Annotated in this window: 16 protein-coding genes, 1 tRNA gene and 1 pseudogene; 5 read left to right on the forward strand and 13 right to left on the reverse strand. The window is 64.5% G+C overall.

All coding sequences use genetic code 11. From position 1 onward, the window contains the following. Together addA and trxA are read left to right on the forward strand one after the other, a co-directional pair. Positions 1-3,510 carry a double-strand break repair helicase AddA gene (addA, locus tag A7A08_RS04505; protein WP_069094356.1) on the forward strand — a complete coding sequence of 1,170 codons (3,510 nt, stop codon included), beginning with the start codon at positions 1-3 and terminating at the stop codon, positions 3,508-3,510. A 78-nt stretch (positions 3,511-3,588) separates the two neighbouring features. Further along, positions 3,589-3,924 carry a thioredoxin gene (trxA, locus tag A7A08_RS04510; protein WP_069094357.1) on the forward strand — a complete coding sequence of 112 codons (336 nt, stop codon included), beginning with the start codon at positions 3,589-3,591 and terminating at the stop codon, positions 3,922-3,924. 50 nt (positions 3,925-3,974) lie between these two features. Here the strand turns inward: trxA and A7A08_RS04515 are convergent, their stop codons facing one another. The 11 genes and pseudogenes from A7A08_RS04515 to aroA all read right to left on the reverse strand — a co-directional run bounded on the left by A7A08_RS04515 (position 3,975) and on the right by aroA (position 15,485). Then, complete coding sequence (locus A7A08_RS04515) at positions 3,975-5,339, reverse strand: bifunctional folylpolyglutamate synthase/dihydrofolate synthase (RefSeq protein WP_069094358.1); 1,365 nt, start codon at positions 5,337-5,339, stop codon at positions 3,975-3,977. Positions 5,340-5,364: 25 nt separating this feature from the next. Beyond that, on the reverse strand, positions 5,365-6,495 hold the full coding sequence (accD, locus tag A7A08_RS04520) for an acetyl-CoA carboxylase, carboxyltransferase subunit beta (RefSeq protein ID WP_083226454.1): 1,131 nt from the start codon (positions 6,493-6,495) through the stop codon (positions 5,365-5,367). 42 nt (positions 6,496-6,537) lie between these two features. Continuing rightward, positions 6,538-7,380: a tryptophan synthase subunit alpha gene (gene trpA / locus A7A08_RS04525; protein WP_069094359.1), complete on the reverse strand. Its 843-nt coding sequence runs from the start codon at positions 7,378-7,380 to the stop codon at positions 6,538-6,540. Continuing rightward, a pseudogene (trpB, locus tag A7A08_RS04530) lies at positions 7,377-8,601 on the reverse strand (tryptophan synthase subunit beta). Before trpB ends, trpA begins: the two are co-directional and overlap by 4 nt. Before the next feature lie 19 nt (positions 8,602-8,620). Then, entirely contained in the window at positions 8,621-9,289 is a 669-nt protein-coding gene (locus tag A7A08_RS04535; RefSeq protein ID WP_069094360.1) for a phosphoribosylanthranilate isomerase, read from the reverse strand. 166 nt (positions 9,290-9,455) lie between these two features. After that, complete coding sequence (locus A7A08_RS04540) at positions 9,456-9,794, reverse strand: lipopolysaccharide assembly protein LapA domain-containing protein (RefSeq protein ID WP_069094361.1); 339 nt, start codon at positions 9,792-9,794, stop codon at positions 9,456-9,458. A gap of 161 nt (positions 9,795-9,955) precedes the next feature. Further along, positions 9,956-10,273 carry an integration host factor subunit beta gene (gene ihfB / locus A7A08_RS04545; RefSeq protein WP_069094362.1) on the reverse strand — a complete coding sequence of 106 codons (318 nt, stop codon included), beginning with the start codon at positions 10,271-10,273 and terminating at the stop codon, positions 9,956-9,958. 50 nt (positions 10,274-10,323) lie between these two features. Continuing rightward, positions 10,324-11,286 carry a signal peptide peptidase SppA gene (sppA, locus tag A7A08_RS04550; protein WP_069094363.1) on the reverse strand — a complete coding sequence of 321 codons (963 nt, stop codon included), beginning with the start codon at positions 11,284-11,286 and terminating at the stop codon, positions 10,324-10,326. A gap of 88 nt (positions 11,287-11,374) precedes the next feature. Beyond that, complete coding sequence (gene rpsA, locus A7A08_RS04555) at positions 11,375-13,255, reverse strand: 30S ribosomal protein S1 (RefSeq protein WP_083226455.1); 1,881 nt, start codon at positions 13,253-13,255, stop codon at positions 11,375-11,377. A 221-nt stretch (positions 13,256-13,476) separates the two neighbouring features. Then, positions 13,477-14,118 (reverse strand): (d)CMP kinase, encoded by a 642-nt coding sequence (gene cmk, locus A7A08_RS04560; protein WP_069094660.1) that lies wholly within the window; start codon positions 14,116-14,118, stop codon positions 13,477-13,479. Positions 14,119-14,168: 50 nt separating this feature from the next. Next, positions 14,169-15,485 carry a 3-phosphoshikimate 1-carboxyvinyltransferase gene (gene aroA / locus A7A08_RS04565; protein ID WP_069094364.1) on the reverse strand — a complete coding sequence of 439 codons (1,317 nt, stop codon included), beginning with the start codon at positions 15,483-15,485 and terminating at the stop codon, positions 14,169-14,171. A gap of 104 nt (positions 15,486-15,589) precedes the next feature. Between aroA and A7A08_RS04570 the strand changes: the two genes are divergently transcribed. Both A7A08_RS04570 and A7A08_RS04575 read left to right on the forward strand, forming a co-directional pair. Then, complete coding sequence (locus tag A7A08_RS04570; RefSeq protein WP_069094365.1) at positions 15,590-16,009, forward strand: TIGR02300 family protein; 420 nt, start codon at positions 15,590-15,592, stop codon at positions 16,007-16,009. Between the two features lie 140 nt (positions 16,010-16,149). Beyond that, a tRNA-Ala gene (locus tag A7A08_RS04575) sits at positions 16,150-16,225 on the forward strand. A gap of 209 nt (positions 16,226-16,434) precedes the next feature. On the opposite strand, the gene A7A08_RS04580 is transcribed toward A7A08_RS04575, so the two are convergent. After that, positions 16,435-16,686: a YdeI/OmpD-associated family protein gene (locus tag A7A08_RS04580; protein ID WP_069094661.1), complete on the reverse strand. Its 252-nt coding sequence runs from the start codon at positions 16,684-16,686 to the stop codon at positions 16,435-16,437. Positions 16,687-16,758: 72 nt separating this feature from the next. After that, a complete protein-coding gene (locus A7A08_RS04585) occupies positions 16,759-17,505 on the reverse strand; it encodes a methyltransferase family protein (protein ID WP_069094366.1) in 747 nt (248 codons plus the stop codon). 233 nt (positions 17,506-17,738) lie between these two features. Here A7A08_RS04585 and A7A08_RS17095 point away from each other — a divergent pair, with 233 nt between their 5' ends. Next, a complete protein-coding gene (locus tag A7A08_RS17095) occupies positions 17,739-18,203 on the forward strand; it encodes an Hsp20 family protein (protein ID WP_141693871.1) in 465 nt (154 codons plus the stop codon). Positions 18,204-18,221 lie beyond the last annotated feature (18 nt).

An 18,221-nucleotide genomic window follows, 5' to 3' on the forward strand; every position in this document is an offset into this window, starting at 1 on the left:
ATGAGCGAGCTCCTCAAGGCCGCAGACCGCAACCAGGCGCGAGCATCGGAGCCGGACGCTTCCGTCTGGGTCTCCGCCAATGCGGGCACCGGCAAGACGGCCGTACTTGTTCGGCGTATCCTGCGGCTGCTGCTGGCGGGCTTTGCGCCGGAATGCATCCTCTGCCTGACCTACACCAAGACAGCGGCGGCGGAGATGCAGAACCGCCTGCTCGACACGCTGGCGGGATGGGCCACGGAGGAGGACGAAACACTCCAGGAGTCGCTCACGCGTGTGCTGGGCCGGGCGCCGGAACCGCGAGATGTGATTACCGCCCGGAGGCTCTTCGCGTGCACGCTCGAAGCGCGGGGCGGGCTGAAGATCCACACCATCCACGGTTTCTGCGAACGGCTGCTACAGCGCTTTCCGCTTGAGGCCGGGGTCGCGCCGAACTTCACGATCCTGGAGGAACGCGATCAGGCGCGGCACCTCTCCGACGCGTTCGACGAGGTGCTTGGCCAGGCGGCGGCGAACCGGGAGAGTCGCCTTGGGCGCGCGCTGACAACCGTCGTGCGTCTGGCCGGGGAGGACCAGTTCCGCAATATTATCCACGCGGCGCTGGAGAAGCGGCATGCGCTTCAGCAACTTCAGGGATTGCACGGCGCGGGGTCCGACTGGCCGGATCTCGAATGCGCGGCGCTGAAGGATCTGTTCGGGCTGGATGCCGACGGCGACGCAAGCGCGCTTCAGACTTCCCTGGGCGATGTCCTTCCCGACGATGAGCTAGCGGACCTGGTCGAGGCGATCTTGGCCTATGGCGGCACGACGGGCGACGACGAACGCTTCTTGAAGGCAGCGGCGAAGGCAAAGGGAACCACCGGCCCAGCCCGCGCCGCGGCGTTGCGGCCGATCTTCTTCACGGGCGAGGGCAAGCCGCGGTCGCGGGTTTGCAGCGCTGCGGTGAAGAAGGCGGCGCCCGATCTCTGCGCCAAGCTCGACGAAGCCCAGAGCCGGTATGCCGCCATCGACCGTGACATCCAGGCGCTCGGCTGCGCACAGGCGAGCACGGCTCTGCTGACCCTCGCCGATGCCATCCAGGGCGCTTATACCCGCGCCAAGCAGGCGGAAGCGGCGCTCGATTACGACGATCTCATCGAGAAGGTGCTGCAGCTCTTCAACCGGAGCATGGCGGCGGCATGGGTGCTCTACAAGATCGACGGCGGCATCGACCACATCCTGGTGGACGAGGCGCAGGACACCAACCCAGCGCAATGGCAGATCGTTGAGAAGTTGGCGGCGGAGTTCTTCGCCGGCGAGGGGGCGAGTGCGCGGGTGCGGACACTGTTCGCGGTGGGGGACGAGAAGCAGTCCATCTACAGCTTCCAGGGCGCGGACCCGGCACAGTTCGGTACCTACGGCCGCCGGTTCGCGGCGCAGGCAAGGCAGGCGGCCCAGCATTGGCATGACGTGCCGCTCAGCCTTTCCTTCCGGTCCGTGGCGCCCGTGCTGCAATCGGTGGATCAGGTCTTCGCGAAGGCCGACGCCGCGAAGGGGCTGACGTGGCAGGCGGAGACGGTGATCCAGCATCATGCCTACCGGGAAGGCCAGGCGGGGCTGGTCGAGCTGTGGGAGGCGGAGGAGGAAGACAAGCCGAACCCCACGCCGCCCTTCGAGCCGTGGAACGAGGAACGCGCCACCAAGCGCGCCGTGGAGACGCTCGCCGAACGGATCGCGCGGACCATCCGGCGCTGGCTCGACGAGGAGGAGATGCTTCAGTCAGCGGCCCGGCCGGTGCGGCCAGGCGATATCCTGATCCTTGTGCAGCGGCGGAACCCCTTCGTGCCTGCCATGATCAGATGGCTGAAACGGTTGAACATCCCGGTGGCCGGCGCCGACCGCATGGTGCTGACGGACCAGCTTGCCGTGCAGGATCTGCTGTCGCTTGCGGACGTGCTGTTGATGCCGGAGGACGATCTGGCCCTCGCCGTCGTTCTGAAGAGCCCGCTCTTCGGCCTCGACGACGACGATCTGTTCGCGCTGGCCCATGACAGGCGGGGCTCGCTATGGCGCACGCTGCAGGACCGGGCCGGCCAGAACCTCGCGGGCGAGGAGCACTTCGCGGAAGCCGCCACCACCCTTTCCGAGTGGCTCGGCTTCGCCGATTTCATGCCGCCCTACGAATTCTTCGCCCACGTGCTGGGACGGGACGGGCAGAAGATCCGCAAGCGCTTCCTGACCCGGCTGGGCCCGGAGGCGGCGGAAGCGATCGACGAGATGCTGGAGCTGGCGCTCGCCTACGACCGGGAGGAAGCGCCGTCGCTGCAAGGCTTCGTGTATCAACTTCGGGCGGGCGATCTGGAGATCAAGCGGGACATGGAGCAGGAGCGCGACGAGGTGCGCATCATGACGGTGCATGGCGCGAAGGGGTTGCAGGCGCCCATCGTCTTCCTGCCCGATACGTGCCGCCTCCCCAATCACGGTCGGCGATCGCTGTTCGAGATCCCGCGCGCGCATCAGCCCGAGGACGCGCCGGTTCATATCGTGTGGCCCGCGGGCGCCAGGGGCATAGACCCGTTGGACGATGCCAGGCAGACCGCCAAGGATGCGGAGCTGGAGGAATATCACCGGCTCCTGTATGTGGCGATGACCCGTGCGCGTGACCGGCTGTATATCGGCGGCTGGAAGCCTGGCCGGGAGGGGAACGGCTCCTGGTACGACCTCGCGCGCGCCGCCTTGCGGGGGCTATTGAGCGAGGCGGAAGACGCTGAAGGCCGCCCGGTTCACCGACTGACATCGCCACCGGACAAGGTGGTGCCGGAAGCGCCGCGCCGGCCGGGCGAGGATGAGGCACAAGCCCTTCCGGATTGGGCGCGCGGCCCCGTGCCGCAAGAACGCGGGATGCAGCCGCTCACGCCTTCAGGCATCGAGGTGGAGGGAACGCCCGGCGGCGCGCCAAGCTTCGAGTCGCCGCCGCTTGGGCCGAAGGCGCTTTCGGAGGATTATCGCTTCACCCGGGGCCGTCTGATACATGCGCTCCTGGAGCATCTGCCGCAGATCCCGGTTGAGGCGCGCGAGGCCGCCGCAGCGCGGTTCATTGCGGTGCGCGGCGCCGACCTCCCGGAAGGTCTGAGGGACGACATCGTCGCCGAATCCCTCGCCATTGCCGGCCATCCGGATTTCTCGGCCCTGTTCGCACCGGGGAGCTTGGCCGAAGTCCCTGTGGTGGCGCGAATCGGCCGTGGCGAAACCGCGCGTCTTCTGAGTGGGCAGATCGACCGTCTGGTCCTCTCCGAGGAGGCCGTGCTGATCCTCGACTACAAGACGAATCGGCCTCCGCCCCTGGAACCGGAAGCCGTCGCACCGGCTTATATCTCACAGCTGGCGGCCTATCGGATTGCCCTTAAGGACCTCTATCCCAACAAGGAAATCCGAGCCTGCCTGCTTTGGACCGATGGGGCGCGGCTGATGGAAATCCCCGAAGCCCAACTTGCACAGGCCGAAACAAAGATATTGCAGGGAAGCCAGTCTTGACGCGCTGAGGGGGCATACCTAGGTTGCCCCTAGGCGACGGGCACTTCCCTAAGCCCGCCTGCGGCAGAGGAGAAAAACATGGCAACCTCCACGATTTCCGACGACACCTTCGACGCAGAAGTTCTGCAGTCCTCTACCCCGGTGGTGGTGGATTTCTGGGCCGAATGGTGCGGACCCTGCCGCCAGATCGCGCCTGCGCTCGAGGAGATCGCGGAAGAGTATGGCGGCAAGATCAAGGTCGCCAAGATCAATATCGACGAAAACCCGCGCACCCCTTCGAAGTACAATGTGCGGGCCATCCCGACCCTCATGATCTTCAAGGACGGCGAGCTGGCCGCGACCCATACGGGCGCTCAGCCGAAGAGCCGGCTTGCGGAGTGGATCGAAGGTACGATCGGCGCCGCCGCGGCGTAACGGTCGCTCTTTCCTCTAAAATCTGAAGATTTCGGCGGCCGGGCCTTTGCTTAGGCTCGGTTGCCCCGATGGTATCGCAGCGCGTGGCCCGCAAGATAAAGCGAGCCGCAGATCAGGATGCGTGCCGTGTCGCCGACATCGGCCTGCGCTCTCTCCAGGGCGGAGACCAGCCCGTTCGTAGATACAGCCTCGAAGCCTGAATTTCTTGCGATCTCGGTCAGAGTCTCCGGATCGTACGAATTGTGCTCGTCCGGGATCGGAACGGTATAGATGCGCTCGATGAGGCCCTTGAAGGGGGCCAGGAACGCCTCGGCCTCCTTTCCCTCCATCATTCCCCAGACCAGCTGAAGCGGCGCGGGTGCGCGTTCGTCGAGCTCCGCAAGGGCAAGTGCCACGGCGGACCCCCCGGCGGCGTTATGGCCGCCGTCGAGCCAAATCTCCGTTCCCTCATCCACGTGATCGTAGAGGGCGCCGGGCAGCAGACGCTCCAGACGCGCCGGCCATTTGGCATTGGCGAGACCGGCCTCCAGAGCCGGCGGTGTCAGCTCGTCGCCGAAGATCAGGCTGGCGGCAGCGATGGCCGCGCCGGCATTCTCGATCTGATGGCGGCCGACCAGACGGGGCAATGAGAGATCGAGCAGGACAGACTCGGTCTGGAAAACCAGCCGCTGATGCTGCTCGAAGACGTTCCAATCCTGACCCGCGACATGGAGCGGCGCGCCGATCTCCTTGGCCCGGGCCTCAATGACCTTGAGGGCCTCCGGCGGCTGACGTCCGACAACGCAAGGAACGCCGGGCTTCAGGATGCCCGCCTTCTCGGCCGCGATCTTCTCGATGGTGTCGCCGAGGAAGGAGACGTGGTCGATCGAGACCGGCATGATGACAGTGAGCAGCGGCTTCTCCACCACGTTGGTGGCGTCGAGCCGGCCGCCCAGGCCGGTCTCCAGCAACAGGAGATCCGCCGGCGCTTCGGAAAACGCCAGCATCGCGGCGGCCGTGGTGATCTCGAACAGCGTGATGAGCTCGCCGTCATTGGCCTCTTCGGCGCGCGCCAAGCATTTCACAAGATCGGCTTCGGGGATTGGCTTGCCGCCGCCCTCGCCCGCCAGCACGACGCGTTCGTGGAAATCGACCAGATGGGGCGAGGTATAGACATGGGCCTTCTTGCCCATGGCCTCGGCGATGGCCCGGACGAAGGCGATGAGCGATCCCTTGCCGTTGGTGCCCGCGACATGAACGATCGGCGGAAGCTTGTCCTCCGGATGATCGAGAGCCGCGAGCAGACGTTCCATGCGCCCCAGAGACAGGTCGATGACCTGGGGGTGGAGCTGCTGAAGCCGCTCAAGCAGCGTGGCGCTGGTATAGGTGCCGGAGAGAGGCGAAGCGCCCGCGAGATCGGGTGGACGTTTGTTCAATTTGGCTTGTTCAACCTAGCTTGGCCTAAGCGTTGGGCGGGCGGTCGCTTTGCTGACCGTTGCCCGATGCCTGGCTGTGGCCGTCGGTGCCTCCCTCTTCCGCCTCGTCGTCCGCGTGGGCTTCGCCGGAGATCGGAGCGGCGCCGTTTCCCTTGCCAGCCGGATGATGGGATTTCGCGGCCATGGCCTCACCATCCTCAACGGCGATGGAAGAGTCCGGCATATCCTTTGCGGAGACACCGTTCATCCCTTCCGGCACAGAGACTTCCGGCGTGACGACGTCGGGGATGGCGACCTGGCGGCCGCTCTCGCGCTCCATGAGGAGATGACAGATGCGGGAAAGGGTCTCGCGAAGCTGATGGCGGTGGACGACCATGTCCACCATGCCGTGCTCCAGCAGATATTCCGAGCGCTGGAAGCCGACGGGCAACTGCTCGCGGATCGTCTGCTCTATGACTCGCGGGCCGGCAAAGCCGATCAGGGCGCCGGGCTCGGCGATATGGATGTCGCCCAGCATGGCGTAGGAGGCGGTGACGCCGCCCGTGGTCGGATTGGTCAGCACGACGATATAGGGCAGGCCCGCCTCGCGAAGCTCCTGGACCGCGACCGTGGTGCGGGGCATCTGCATCAGGGAGAGGATCCCCTCTTGCATGCGTGCGCCGCCCGAGGCAGCGAACAGAATGAAGGGTGCCTTCCGGTTCACCGCCGTACGCATGGCGGTGACCACCGCTTCGCCAGCCGCCCGGCCGAGGGAGCCGCCCATGAATGCGAAGTCCTGCACCGCCGACACGACCTTCTGGCCGTCGAGCGTGCCTTCGCCGGCGACGACCGCGTCGGTGAGGCCGGTCTTGTTGCGGGCGTCCTTGAGGCGCTCGGTGTAGCGCCGCTCGTCGCGGAATTTCAGGGGATCGGGGCTGACATCGGGCAGCGCGATGGGCTCGAAAACGCCCCGGTCGAACAGCGCCTTGAGACGGACCTCGCCGCTCATGCGCATATGAAAATTGCTGCCGGGGACCACGAAGCCGTTCGCTTCGAGATCCTTGTAATAGATCATCTGCCCCGTCTCGGGGCATTTCACCCAGAGGTTATCCGGCACCTCCTTCTTGCGGAGGATGTTGCGAATCTTGGGTCTTACGACTGAGTTGATCCAATTCACGGGTCTTAAACTCTCACAACCGGCAGAAAGATGCGAAATACCTTAGATTGCGACGGCCTTCTCAGGCTGGCGTAGGGCAGCGCTCAAGCTGCCCACCAGCTTGAGAACCTGATCCCGGGTCCCGGCCGCCGCCCGCCCGTTCTCGTCGAGGTTCTCTTCGATCGTCTTCACCAGGGCCGAGCCGACGACCACGGCTTCCGCACCCTCGGATAAAGCCTTGGCCTGCTCCGGCGTCTTGATGCCGAAGCCGACAGCCACGGGAAGATCGGTCTTGGCCTTGATGCGCCCGATATGCGCCTGCACTTTGGCTGCATCGGGAGCACCTGTGCCGGTGATCCCGGCAATCGAGACGTAATAGACGAAACCGGAGGTGTTGGCGAGAACCTTGGGCAGGCGCCGCTCGTCGGTGGTCGGCGTCGCCAGGCGGATGAAGTTCAGCCCGGCCTGCATGGCCGGAAGACACAGCTCCTCGTCCTCTTCCGGGGGAACATCGACGACGATCAGCCCATCGACACCCGCCGCGACGGCCTCCTTCAGGAAGGTGTCCACGCCGAACACGAAGATCGGATTGTAGTAGCCCATCAGGACGATCGGGGTATCCTCGTCATCCTCGCGAAACGCGCGGACCATCGCCAGGGTCTTGTGCATGTCCTGGCCGCCCTTCAGGGCGCGCTGAGAGGCCGCCTGGATGGCGGGACCGTCGGCCATGGGATCTGAGAAGGGCATGCCGAGTTCGATCACATCGGCACCCGCGCCGGGCAGTCCCTTGAGGAGCTCGAGGGAGGTCTCGTAGTCCGGATCGCCGCCGGTGACGAAGGTCACCAGCCCGGCCCGGCCCTCGCGCTTCAGAGCGGCGAAGCGTCTGTCGATACGCGTCTCGGTCATCCCATCTCCATGCCGAGGTGGTCGGCGACGGCGAAGATGTCCTTGTCGCCGCGGCCGCACATGTTCATCACCAGCAGATTGTCCTTGGGGAGCGTCGGCGCCAGCTTGATGACGTGGGCCAGAGCGTGAGACGGCTCGAGCGCAGGAATGATGCCCTCCAGCCGGGTGCAGAACTGAAAGGCGTCGAGCGCTTCCTTGTCGGTGACAGGGACGTAGTTCACGCGGCCCGTATCCTTCAGCCAGGAATGCTCCGGACCGACGCCTGGATAGTCGAGACCGGCGGAGATCGAATGGCCTTCGAGGATCTGCCCGTCGTCGTCCTGCAGAAGATAGGTGCGATTGCCGTGCAGCACGCCGGGCTTGCCACCGGTCATGGAGGCGGCATGTCCGTTCTCCGTATCGACGCCGTGGCCACCGGCTTCCACGCCGTAAATGGCGACGCCGGGATCGTCGAGGAAGGGATGGAACAGGCCGATGGCATTGGAGCCGCCGCCAATGCAGGCAACGAGGGTGTCGGGCAGTCGCCCTTCCATCTCCATCATCTGCTGGCGGGTCTCCTCGCCGATGACCGATTGGAAATCGCGCACCATGGCCGGATAGGGATGCGGGCCGGCCGCCGTTCCGATGATGTAGAAGGTGTCCTCGACATTGGTTACCCAGTCCCGCAGCGTCGTTCATGGCGTCCTTCAGGGTCCCGGCACCGGAGGTGACGGGCTTCACCTCGGCGCCCAGCAGGCGCATGCGGAAGACATTGGGCTTCTGGCGGGCGATGTCGGTGGCGCCCATATAGACCACGCAAGGCAGACCGAAGCGCGCCGCCACGGTGGCTACGGCGACACCGTGCTGTCCGGCCCCCGTCTCGGCGATGATGCGGGTCTTGCCCATGCGGCGGGCGAGCAGAATCTGGCCCAGGCAATTGTTGATCTTGTGGGAGCCGGTGTGGTTCAGCTCGTCGCGCTTGAAATAGACCTTCGCGCCGCCAAGCTCTTCGGTAATGCGCTCGGCGAAATAGAGCGGACTCGGCCGTCCGCCGTAATGGGCGAGCATGCTCTTGAGCTCGGCCTGAAACTCCGGATCGTGCTTCGCTTCGTTGTAGGCCTTCTCCAGATCCAGGATGAGCGGCATCAGCGTCTCGGCGACGAAGCGTCCGCCGAACAGGCCGAAGCGTCCCCGTTCGTCGGGGCCGTTGCGATAGCTATTCAAAGTCTGCGATGCGGCCATGATGTTCTTTCTGCAAACCTCACTGGGCGGCCTGCTGCTCCTCCGGCTCGGCTAGCTTTGCGATATTGATGAAGGAGCGCACCAGCTCCTCATCCTTTTCGCCGGGAGCGCTCTCAACGCCGGACGATACGTCGACCAGGTCCGGATGGGTCACAGCCATGGCCTCCAACACGTTGCCGGCATCGAGGCCTCCGGACACGCCGAAGGGGCGTGGGACGTCCGGCTCCGACAGCAGTTCCCAGTCGAAACGCTCGCCGCGTCCGCCCGGCATCTTGCTGCCCTTGGGCGGCTTCGCATCGAACAGGATGATGTCGGCGATCTCAATATAGCCGGCGGCGTCATCCACGTTCTCGGCCTTCTCGACAGGCACCGCCTTGATCACCGGCAGCTCGCTGCGGACCTTGATGGCGGCGACCCGTTCCGGGCTCTCGCTTCCATGGAGTTGCAGGTAGTCAGGGTTCACGGTCGTTACAATACGATCGATCAGCTCGTCGTCGGGATCGACCAGGACCGCAACGGTCGGGATGCGCGCGTCGACGGCCTTCACAAGGCGGGCGCCCTGCTCGAAGGACAGATTGCGCGGCGAGGGCGGGAAGAAGACAAGACCCAGATAGTCGGCGCCCGCCTCGATCGCCGCTTCGGCGATCTCGTTGGTCTGCACGCCGCAAATCTTGATCTTTACCGCCACGGTCTACGCTACTCTTGAAGAAATTCGCCGGTTTTGGAGAAATCCGCCGGTTCGTCCGCGATCATCGCCGGACTTGGGCGCAGTTGCTTCAAACTAGGCAATCCGGCGCTTTGAGTCCATCCGCCCGGCTAACGTTCCCTAACGGAGAGCGACTTCCTGTGCCGCGCTATTCGGCGGTAAGCCGCGGCTGATGGGGATCCGCCTCGCGCGCCTCCAGCTCCCGCTCCAAGCGATCGGCCTGACGGCGCAGATCGTAGGCTTCGCGGCGCCGGCTGCGCGCCGTCTTGCGCCATTTGCCCTGGCTGATCCAGGTGGCGAAGCCGCCGATGAGAAGTCCGAGGCCGAGGCTGCCGAAGATGAGCAGGAAGAGCGGGATCTGAACGACGAAGCGTCCTGCGAACGGATCGAGGACGAGATCCACCGGCGCGCGGTTCGCGACAGCCAGGGCGATGAGGATTATCGCCAGGGGCAATACGATCAGGACAAAGCCGAAACTACGCCACACCGGGCTTCACCTCATCAACTTGACGCTTCTTCTCGAGGCGCGTCGCCGGCCCCTTCGCCGCAACGTGCTCGCCGCCGCGAAGCCAAGGCCAGGGAGGCCCATCGGGATCTCGAAATCCCTGCCCTCCCAATGACCCGCTTCGGCGTAACCCGCCCGGAGGCTCAGCCCGCCTCGGCGGTGGCTTCGTGTTCGTGCTCGTGCTCGCCGTTCAAGCGCTCCCGCAGCTCCTTGCCGGTCTTGAAGAAGGGCACGTATTTGTCTTCCACGAAGACGGTATCGCCGGTGCGCGGATTACGCCCCTGGCGCGCTGCGCGATGCTTCACGGTGAAAGCGCCGAAGCCGCGCAGTTCCACACGTTCGCCCCTCGCCAGCGCGGCGACGATCTCGTCCAGAATAATGTTGATGATGCGCTCCACATCCCGCTGAAAGAGATGTGGGTTGGCAGCAGCAATCCGCTGGATCAACTCAGATTTTATCATGTTACGCCCCGCTCGGCCGCTCGCCTTCCCGATGACGGCCGTACCCCCAACTACCGGTTGTTAACGTGCCAAAGCGAGACCAGACCGTCAAGCTGGAGCGAATCGGTGAGATCGCTCGCGACCTGTCTCATCTCCTTCATCGGAAAGCCGAAACTGCTCGCGACACTGCCGAACAGCCCTCCGAGAAGTCCTTCGTCCTCTTCATCGACCGACCACTCGATGACCTCGGTCTTCATGGAGATGCCCTTCTCCTTCGCCAGCCATTTGCGGGCGTCGCGCTCGTCGCCAATCGCGTCGGCAAGATCGTATTTGACCGCCTGGCGGCCGGAATAGACCCGGCCCTCCTTAAGGCCCGGAACGTCGTCGAGATCGATCTTGCGGCGATCCTTCACCAGCCCGAAGAACCAATCCTTGGCGTCGTCGACCATTTCGCGGGTGAGCTTCAGGGCGGGCTCGCTGGCGGGCTCGAACGGATTCGGGACCGCCTTGAGCTTCCCGCTCCTGACCTCCTCGACCTTCACGCCGACATGATCGAGCAGCTCGCTGACATTGACCCATTGGAAAATGACGCCGACGGAACCGGTCAGGGTGTTGCCGAGAACGAAGATCCGATCCGTGGCGATCGCGGCGATATAGCCGCCGGACGCGGCCAGGGTGCCGCATGTCGCCACGACGGGTTTCTCCTCGGCGAGGCGGCGGATGGCCCGGAACAGGGTCTCGCCGCCCGTCGTGGTGCCGCCGGGGCTGTCGATGGCGACGATGACCGCCTTGACCTGATCAGCCTTGCGCAGGCGTTCCAGGAGCTCGGTCTGCTTGCGGTCGTCGGTGATGATGCCGTTGATTTCGACCCGCGCGATATGGGGCAGGACGCCCGCCTGGCCGGCGAACTTCACGTTGCTCAGGAGCATTGCCATGAGCAGCAGAACGGCGAGGGTGATTGCCGAAAAACGCCAGAAGGTCAGGCGCCGGCGGGTGCGGCGGCGGTCGATCAGGACTTCGCTGTCAGGAGCCATCGGCCTTGCTCGGCGGGTTCGAGATTGCCGCTATATAGCATGAATGCCGCGCCCCGAACCGGAATTCGAGACGCGGCAGACAGCATTCTTATTTGTCCGCTTCGGAAGAGTCGTCGGACGCTTCGTCCTTCGCCTCTTCGGCGGAATCGTCAGCAGCCTCTTCGGCGCTGTCGTCGGCCTTCTCTTCGGATTTGGCCGCCTTGGTGGCCTTCTTCTTCGGCTTGGCTTCTTCCTCGGCCGGCTCCTCATCGGTGCCTTCGCTGGCCTTGTTCAGAGCCGCCCCGAGAATGTCGCCGAGCGACGCGCCGGAGTCGGTCGAGCCGTACTGAGCCACGGCCTCTTTCTCCTCGGCGATCTCAAGTGCCTTGATGGAGACATTGACCTTGCGGCTCTTCGGATCGAACTGGGTCACGACGGCGTCGAACTTCTCGCCCACGCCGAAGCGGTCGGGCCGCTGCTCGGAACGCTCGCGGGACAGGTCGGCGCGGCGAACGAAGGCCGGCAGATCGTAATCGACCAGCTTCACATCCAGGCCGCCGTCCTTGACATCGGTGACCTCGCAGGTGACGCGGGCGCCCTTCTTGAGCTTCTCGCCGCCACTGCCCTCACCCTCGAAGGGATCGGAGCCGAGCTGCTTGATGCCTAAGCTGATGCGCTCCTTCTCGGCGTCGGCTTCGAGAACGACGGCCTTGGCCGTCTCGCCCTTCTTGTACTCTTTCAGAGCCTCTTCACCCGACTTGTTCCAGTCGAGGTCGGAGAGATGGACCATCCCGTCGATACCGCCTTCGAGGCCGATGAACAGGCCGAACTCGGTAATGTTGCGGATCTCGCCCTCGATCTCGGTTCCGGGCGGGTGGGACTCGGCGAAGGCCGACCACGGGTTCTCCTGGGTCTGCTTCAGACCGAGGGAGATGCGGCGCTTCTCGGCGTCCACCTCGAGCACCTGCACCTCGACCTGCTGGCTGGTGGAGATGATCTTGCCGGGATGGACGTTCTTCTTGGTCCAGCTCATCTCGGAGATGTGGATCAGACCCTCGACACCCGGCTCCAGCTCCACGAAGGCGCCGTAGTCGGTGATGTTGGTGACGTTGCCCTGGAAGCGTGCGCCAACCGGATATTTCGAGGCGATGCCTTCCCACGGATCCGCCTCAAGCTGCTTGATGCCGAGGCTGATGCGCTGGGATTCGGTGTTGATGCGGATGATCTGCACCTTCACCGTGTCGCCGACATTGACGATCTCGGACGGGTGCGAAACGCGGCGCCAAGCCATGTCGGTGACATGGAGCAGGCCGTCGATGCCGCCCAGGTCGATAAAGGCGCCGTAGTCGGTGATGTTCTTGACCACGCCCTCGATGACCTGACCCTCTTCGAGCCGGCCGACGATCTCGGAGCGCTTCTCCGCCCGGTGCTCTTCGAGAACCGAACGGCGGGAGACGACGATGTTGCCGCGGCGGCGATCCATCTTGAGGATCTGGAAGGGCTGCGGCACGTTCATGAGCGGCGAGACATCGCGCACGGGGCGGATGTCGACCTGGCTGCCCGGCAGGAAGGCCACGGCGCCGTCGAGATCGACGGTGAAGCCGCCCTTCACGCGGTTGAAGATCATGCCTTCGACGCGCTCGTTGTTCTTGTACTTCTCTTCCAGGCGGACCCAGCTCTCTTCGCGGCGGGCTTTCTCGCGCGACAGAACGGCTTCGCCGAGCGCGTTCTCGACGCGCTCCAGATAGACATCGACGATATCGCCGACGTTGAAATCTTCGGATTTGGCCGTGGCGCCGAATTCCTTCAGGGCCACGCGGCCTTCGGTCTTCAGACCGACATCGATAACCGCAACGTCCTTCTCGATGCCGACGACGGTCCCCTTAACAACGGTGCCTTCCTCGAGCGCTACATCGGCAAGAGATTCTTCAAGAAGCGCTGCGAATTCGTCGTGGCTCGGCTGTTCTACGCTGGTCTGCGGTTCGCTCATCAATACTCCTAAGCCCCATGGGCGTCTGTGACGGTCCTGTCCGTCCTCGTCCGATCGTTTCCAATCGTCCAGATTGCATTCAAATACCGGGAGGCCCCGCGCTCGATCGCCGTCGCCATGCCTCCTGATAGCTCTGTTCGGGCTGCGTTGCGCCTGTTCGTCCGGCCGCGAGATTTTAGTGGCGGAAAGGCGAAATAGGGGGCTGCGGAGGGATGCGCCGGTTAGGAGGCGGACCCGCTGCGGCCCAGAGCGGCATCGATTAGATCGATGGCAGCCTTGAACGCCGCGTCTATACTCAAATTCGTGGTGTCGAGCAAGTGCGCGTCTTCAGCTTTGACGAGCGGCGCGGCCTCTCTTCCCTTGTCCCTCTCGTCCCGCTTGCGGATATCGGCCAGGACCTCGTCCTCGGTGACAGGGATGCTGCCCTCGGCAAGCTGCAGATAGCGGCGGCGGGCACGCTCTTCCGGCGTCGCTGTGACGAAGAGCTTCACGGTGGCGTTGGGGCAGATGACCGTGCCGATATCGCGGCCGTCGATGACGGCTCCGGAGGGCTGGGCCGCGAAGGCCCGCTGGTAGGCCAGCAAGGCGGCCCGGACTTGTGCGTGGGCCGCAACGATCGACGCCGCCTCCCCCACGCCTCGCGCACGCAGGCCGGGATCCTCAAACGTCTTGGGATCGAGCTTCTCCGCGGCGGCCACCGCGGCAGCTTCATCGCGGGGATCGCCGCCGGCGATGACGGTGTCGCGGGCCACGGCGCGGTACAAGGATCCGGTGTCGAGATAGGCCAGGGCGTAATGGTGCGCGACGCGCTTGCTCAAGGTCCCCTTGCCGCTCGCGGCCGGCCCGTCGACGGCGATGATCATCATGACGGTTCTCTTCGTTCCAAGCGACAGTCGCGCCGCAACGCCCAACCCTAACCGATCTCGGCGCCCATACCCGAAAGCAGCTCCACGAAGCCCGGAAAGCTGGTGGCAATCATGCTGCCGTCGTCGACGGTTACCGGTTCCGCCGCCGCCAGCCCCAGGACCAGGAACGACATGGCTATGCGGTGATCCATGTGGGTCGTGATCATGGCGCCGCCCTCGACGGCGCCCCCATTGCCGCGAACGATCAGATCGTCGCCATCGACCTCGGCCTCGACACCGCAGGCGCTCAAGCCGGCGGCTGTAGCGGCCAGCCGATCGCTCTCCTTCAACTTCAGCTCCGCCAAACCCTGCATACGCGTCTCGCCCTCGGCGAAGGCCGCCAGCATGGCAAGCACGGGATATTCGTCGATCATGCTGGGCGCGCGGGCGGCGGGAACGGTGACGCCCTTCAGGTTGCTGGTGCGCGCCCTCACATTGGCGATGGTCTCGCCGCTCGCCTCGTGCTGATCGAGGATCTCGATATCCGCGCCCATCTCCCGGGCGGTCTCCAGGAAGCCGGTACGGGTGGGGCTCATGAGAACCCCTTCCACGGTCACCTCGGAATTGGGGGCGATGAGGGCTGCGGCGAGCAGGAAAGCGGCCGAGCTCGGATCCGACGGGACGTAGACGCTCGCCCCGGTCAGCTCCGCATCACCGCAAACGGTGACGATATTGCCGCCGCCCTCGCGATCCTCGACGGAAATCTCGGCGCCGAAATAGCGCAGCATGCGCTCGGTATGGTCGCGCGTCGGCATGGCCTCGATGACGCTGGTCCGGCCCGGAGCATGAAGCCCTGCCAGCAGGATGGCCGACTTCACCTGGGCGGAGGCCACAGGAAGCTCGTAGCGCAACGGGATAAGATCCTGGGTGCCGCGCAAGGTGAGCGGCAGGGTCGTGCCCTCGCCCTCGACCTCCAGCCCCATTTCCTGAAGCGGGGTGAGCACGCGGGCCATGGGCCTGCGGCACAGGGACTCGTCACCGGTGAACTCCACGGTCATGGCATGGCCCGCGACGACGCCCATCATGAGGCGCGCGCCGGTGCCGGAATTGCCGAAATCGAGAGGTCCATCGGGCTGCTTCAGCCCGCCGACACCACGGCCGATGACCGTGTAGCGGTCGCCGTCCTTCATGACGTCGGCGCCGAGCGCCGCGACGGCTCTCGCGGTCGCCAGAATATCCTCGGCCTCCAGCAGACCGGTAATCTGGGTACGCCCCGTGGCAAGCGCGCCGAGGATGAGGGCACGGTGGGAAATCGACTTATCGCCGGGAACTTTGAGACGACCAGTGAGGCCCTCGGAACGGCGTGCGGTCAGAGGTTGTGACATTGGCAAATTCGATGATGTTGCGACTCGACCATTAGCTTTTGACAGCACTCAAAAGCCGTGGCAATGGGGTGAAAAATTGGGTTGATGGAACACGAGGGGTCCAAATGTCCACATCCGCCCGGGGAACCAAGCGTGTTTGCCCCAGCTGCGGGGCAAAATTTTACGACCTGAATAAGTCGCCAATCACCTGCCCCGTTTGCCAGGCTGCCTATCAAGCACCTTCCGGGCGCCGTAGCAAAGCGGCCCCCGCGGCCGAAGCGCCAAAACCCAAGGCGAAAGCCAAGCCCGAAGAGGAAGATGTCGAAGTCGTCGAGGAAGACGCCGACGTCATCAGCCTCGAGGATGCGCGGGAAAACGATAACGACGATTCCGACGATGACGAGAATATCGATCTCGGAGACGACGATACGGATATCCCCGACGACAGCGACGACGAGGATGCTTTCCTCGAAGACGACGAAGACGACGAAGAAGGTGTGAGCAGCTTCATCGGCGGCTCGAAGGACGACGACGACGACACCTGACGTTCACTAAAAAATTTGATTCGAAAGCGATCGAGCGATGCATGGGCTTGCGTTTGTCGGCCCGCTCATTTACTTGATCGGTCTCGCCTCAAGCCTGCGGTCTCGCGGACGCTCGGAAACGGCGAGTCTCACGCCAAGATGGGGCCATAGCTCAGTTGGGAGAGCGCGTGAATGGCATTCACGAGGTCGGCGGTTCGATCCCGCCTGGCTCCACCATCTCTCTTTATCGCTCACGCTGATCCGCTCCGCGAGGGCGCGCGAACCGCGCGACGCCCGGTCGGGCTTGCGGACGCTTTGCGTCCGTTTTCACGACCTCACGTTAGCGCGCTACGCGCGCGCTCCGATGGGCGGCCTGGCCGGCCGGCGGGCAGTCGCCCTTGCGAGAGCCAGAGCTCTCGATTTTCCAGTACATGCTGTGGGAATGATCAGCGGTGGGGGCAGCCGGGCCAGCAGCATGGACGGCGCTTACCGTCCTGCAGGTTCTCACACCCCCAGGCGATGCGTTTTTGCCGCGTCACCTGCTTCTTCGCGGACTCGATCCAGCAGATCCATTCGTTGCGGGCGAGAGGCGTGATGTCCTCCCACGTCGCCAACGCGCTTTCGTTCGATCGCAGGGCGTCCTCGAAATCGGCCGGCAGCCCATGAACCGTGCCGCCCGATAGCGTAATCTGATCCATCTCTGCACCGTCCTCGGCCGCAACGCCCAAACTCCAGACGCCTGGCACTCTCCCAGCGCCAGGGTGCGGCGGTTAGATCGAATTCAGCAGGCTGGTCCGCTTGCGCAGCACCTTCGAGACGACATAGAGGCCGATCGCCAGGGCGAGAAGCGCCGGCCAGCCGGGCTCGCGCTGGAGCCAGCCCATGAGGCTCTCCCGCTCGATGAAGACGTCGTCGAAGATCTCGAAGAAGTTGAAGAAGAGCGCGACGAGCAGCCAGCCCGGCGTCTCGCGGCGAAACACCTTGCGCCAGGAGAAGCTCCGGCTCGGCGTTCGCCAGAGGAACGGGTTGGGGAAGAAGGCCGGCACGCGCGCGGCCCACCGCCGGTACCGCTTGCCGAACTTGCCTTCCAGGAACGTCTCTTCCGCTGCGGCGATGCGCTCGTAGTAGAGGAAGAAGGCCAGGGTGCCGATGAGGAAGAAGCTCAGGCTCTGAAAAACGATCAGGAAGCCGAGGAAGATCAGGTAATTCGCGGTGTAGAGGGGGTGGCGAACAATGGCATAGGGGCCCTTGGTGTTCAGCCGGTCGGCCTTCTGCTCGGTGGTGTTCCGGCCCGAGGTGTTGGGGGGCGTATAGCCTACCGTCAGGGCGCGCAGGAGAAGGCCGGAGAGGCTGACGACCAAGGCCAGATGCTGGACGATCCATTCGGTAAGCTCGCCGGGATCGCGGGCTACGAACTGATAGAAATAATAGGCGGCCAGCGGCAGCAGCAGGAACGGCAGGAAGGAGCGGTAGCGAAAAAGCATCGCGCCGTGCTTGGCCATCTCGTCACGTAACATCTGAAATCCCCCGGGTCGTGCAATGGGGCGCAATCTGGTCGGAAATTGCGGCCTCACGGGGGCGCCGCTACCGCCTTGAATGGGCTGGCAGGCTCCCCATATATCGCTCATCGGTAAAGCCCGGTGCCTATAGGTAGGGCCGGGCGACGCTTTTCGAGGTGCCGGTTGGGCTTCGAAAACGAGCCGGGATGTCTGAAGCCGCTTAGAGGTAAGGGCTTTTGTCGATGTCGCGGATGACGCATCTCCAAGGCGCAGTCTGGTTCGGCTCCAGCCGGGACGGACGGCCTGACCAGGGCAAATCCTCCCCGCAAGGCAGATCTTCGCCCCGGGGCAATCCCCGACCAGACGGGTACCCTCCCTTTAACATCGAGCTCGTGCCGGAAACGGCGGACCGTCCTGAAGCCTTGCGCATCACGCTCGCTGTCGCGGGCTTTTCGCGGGAGGAACTCCAGGTGACCGCCGGGGGCGGAGAGCTGGTGGTCGAAGGGCGCCAGAGCGAAGCTGAGGACAGCGTTCCCCGGGAGTATCTCCACAGAGGAATCGCAGCCCGGCAATTCAAGCGGAGCTTCGGGCTGGCGCATGGCGTCGAAGTCTGCGAGGCTGAGCTACACAACGGTCTCTTAACCGTCGAGCTCCGCCGCCCGCGAAAAGCGGAACCGGTCAGGAAAGTGGGAATCGTTTCCGGCGGACAGGATTAGTCGTCGATTTGACCCGTG

Source organism: Methyloligella halotolerans, from assembly GCF_001708935.1.
GTDB lineage: Bacteria > Pseudomonadota > Alphaproteobacteria > Rhizobiales > Methyloligellaceae > Methyloligella > Methyloligella halotolerans.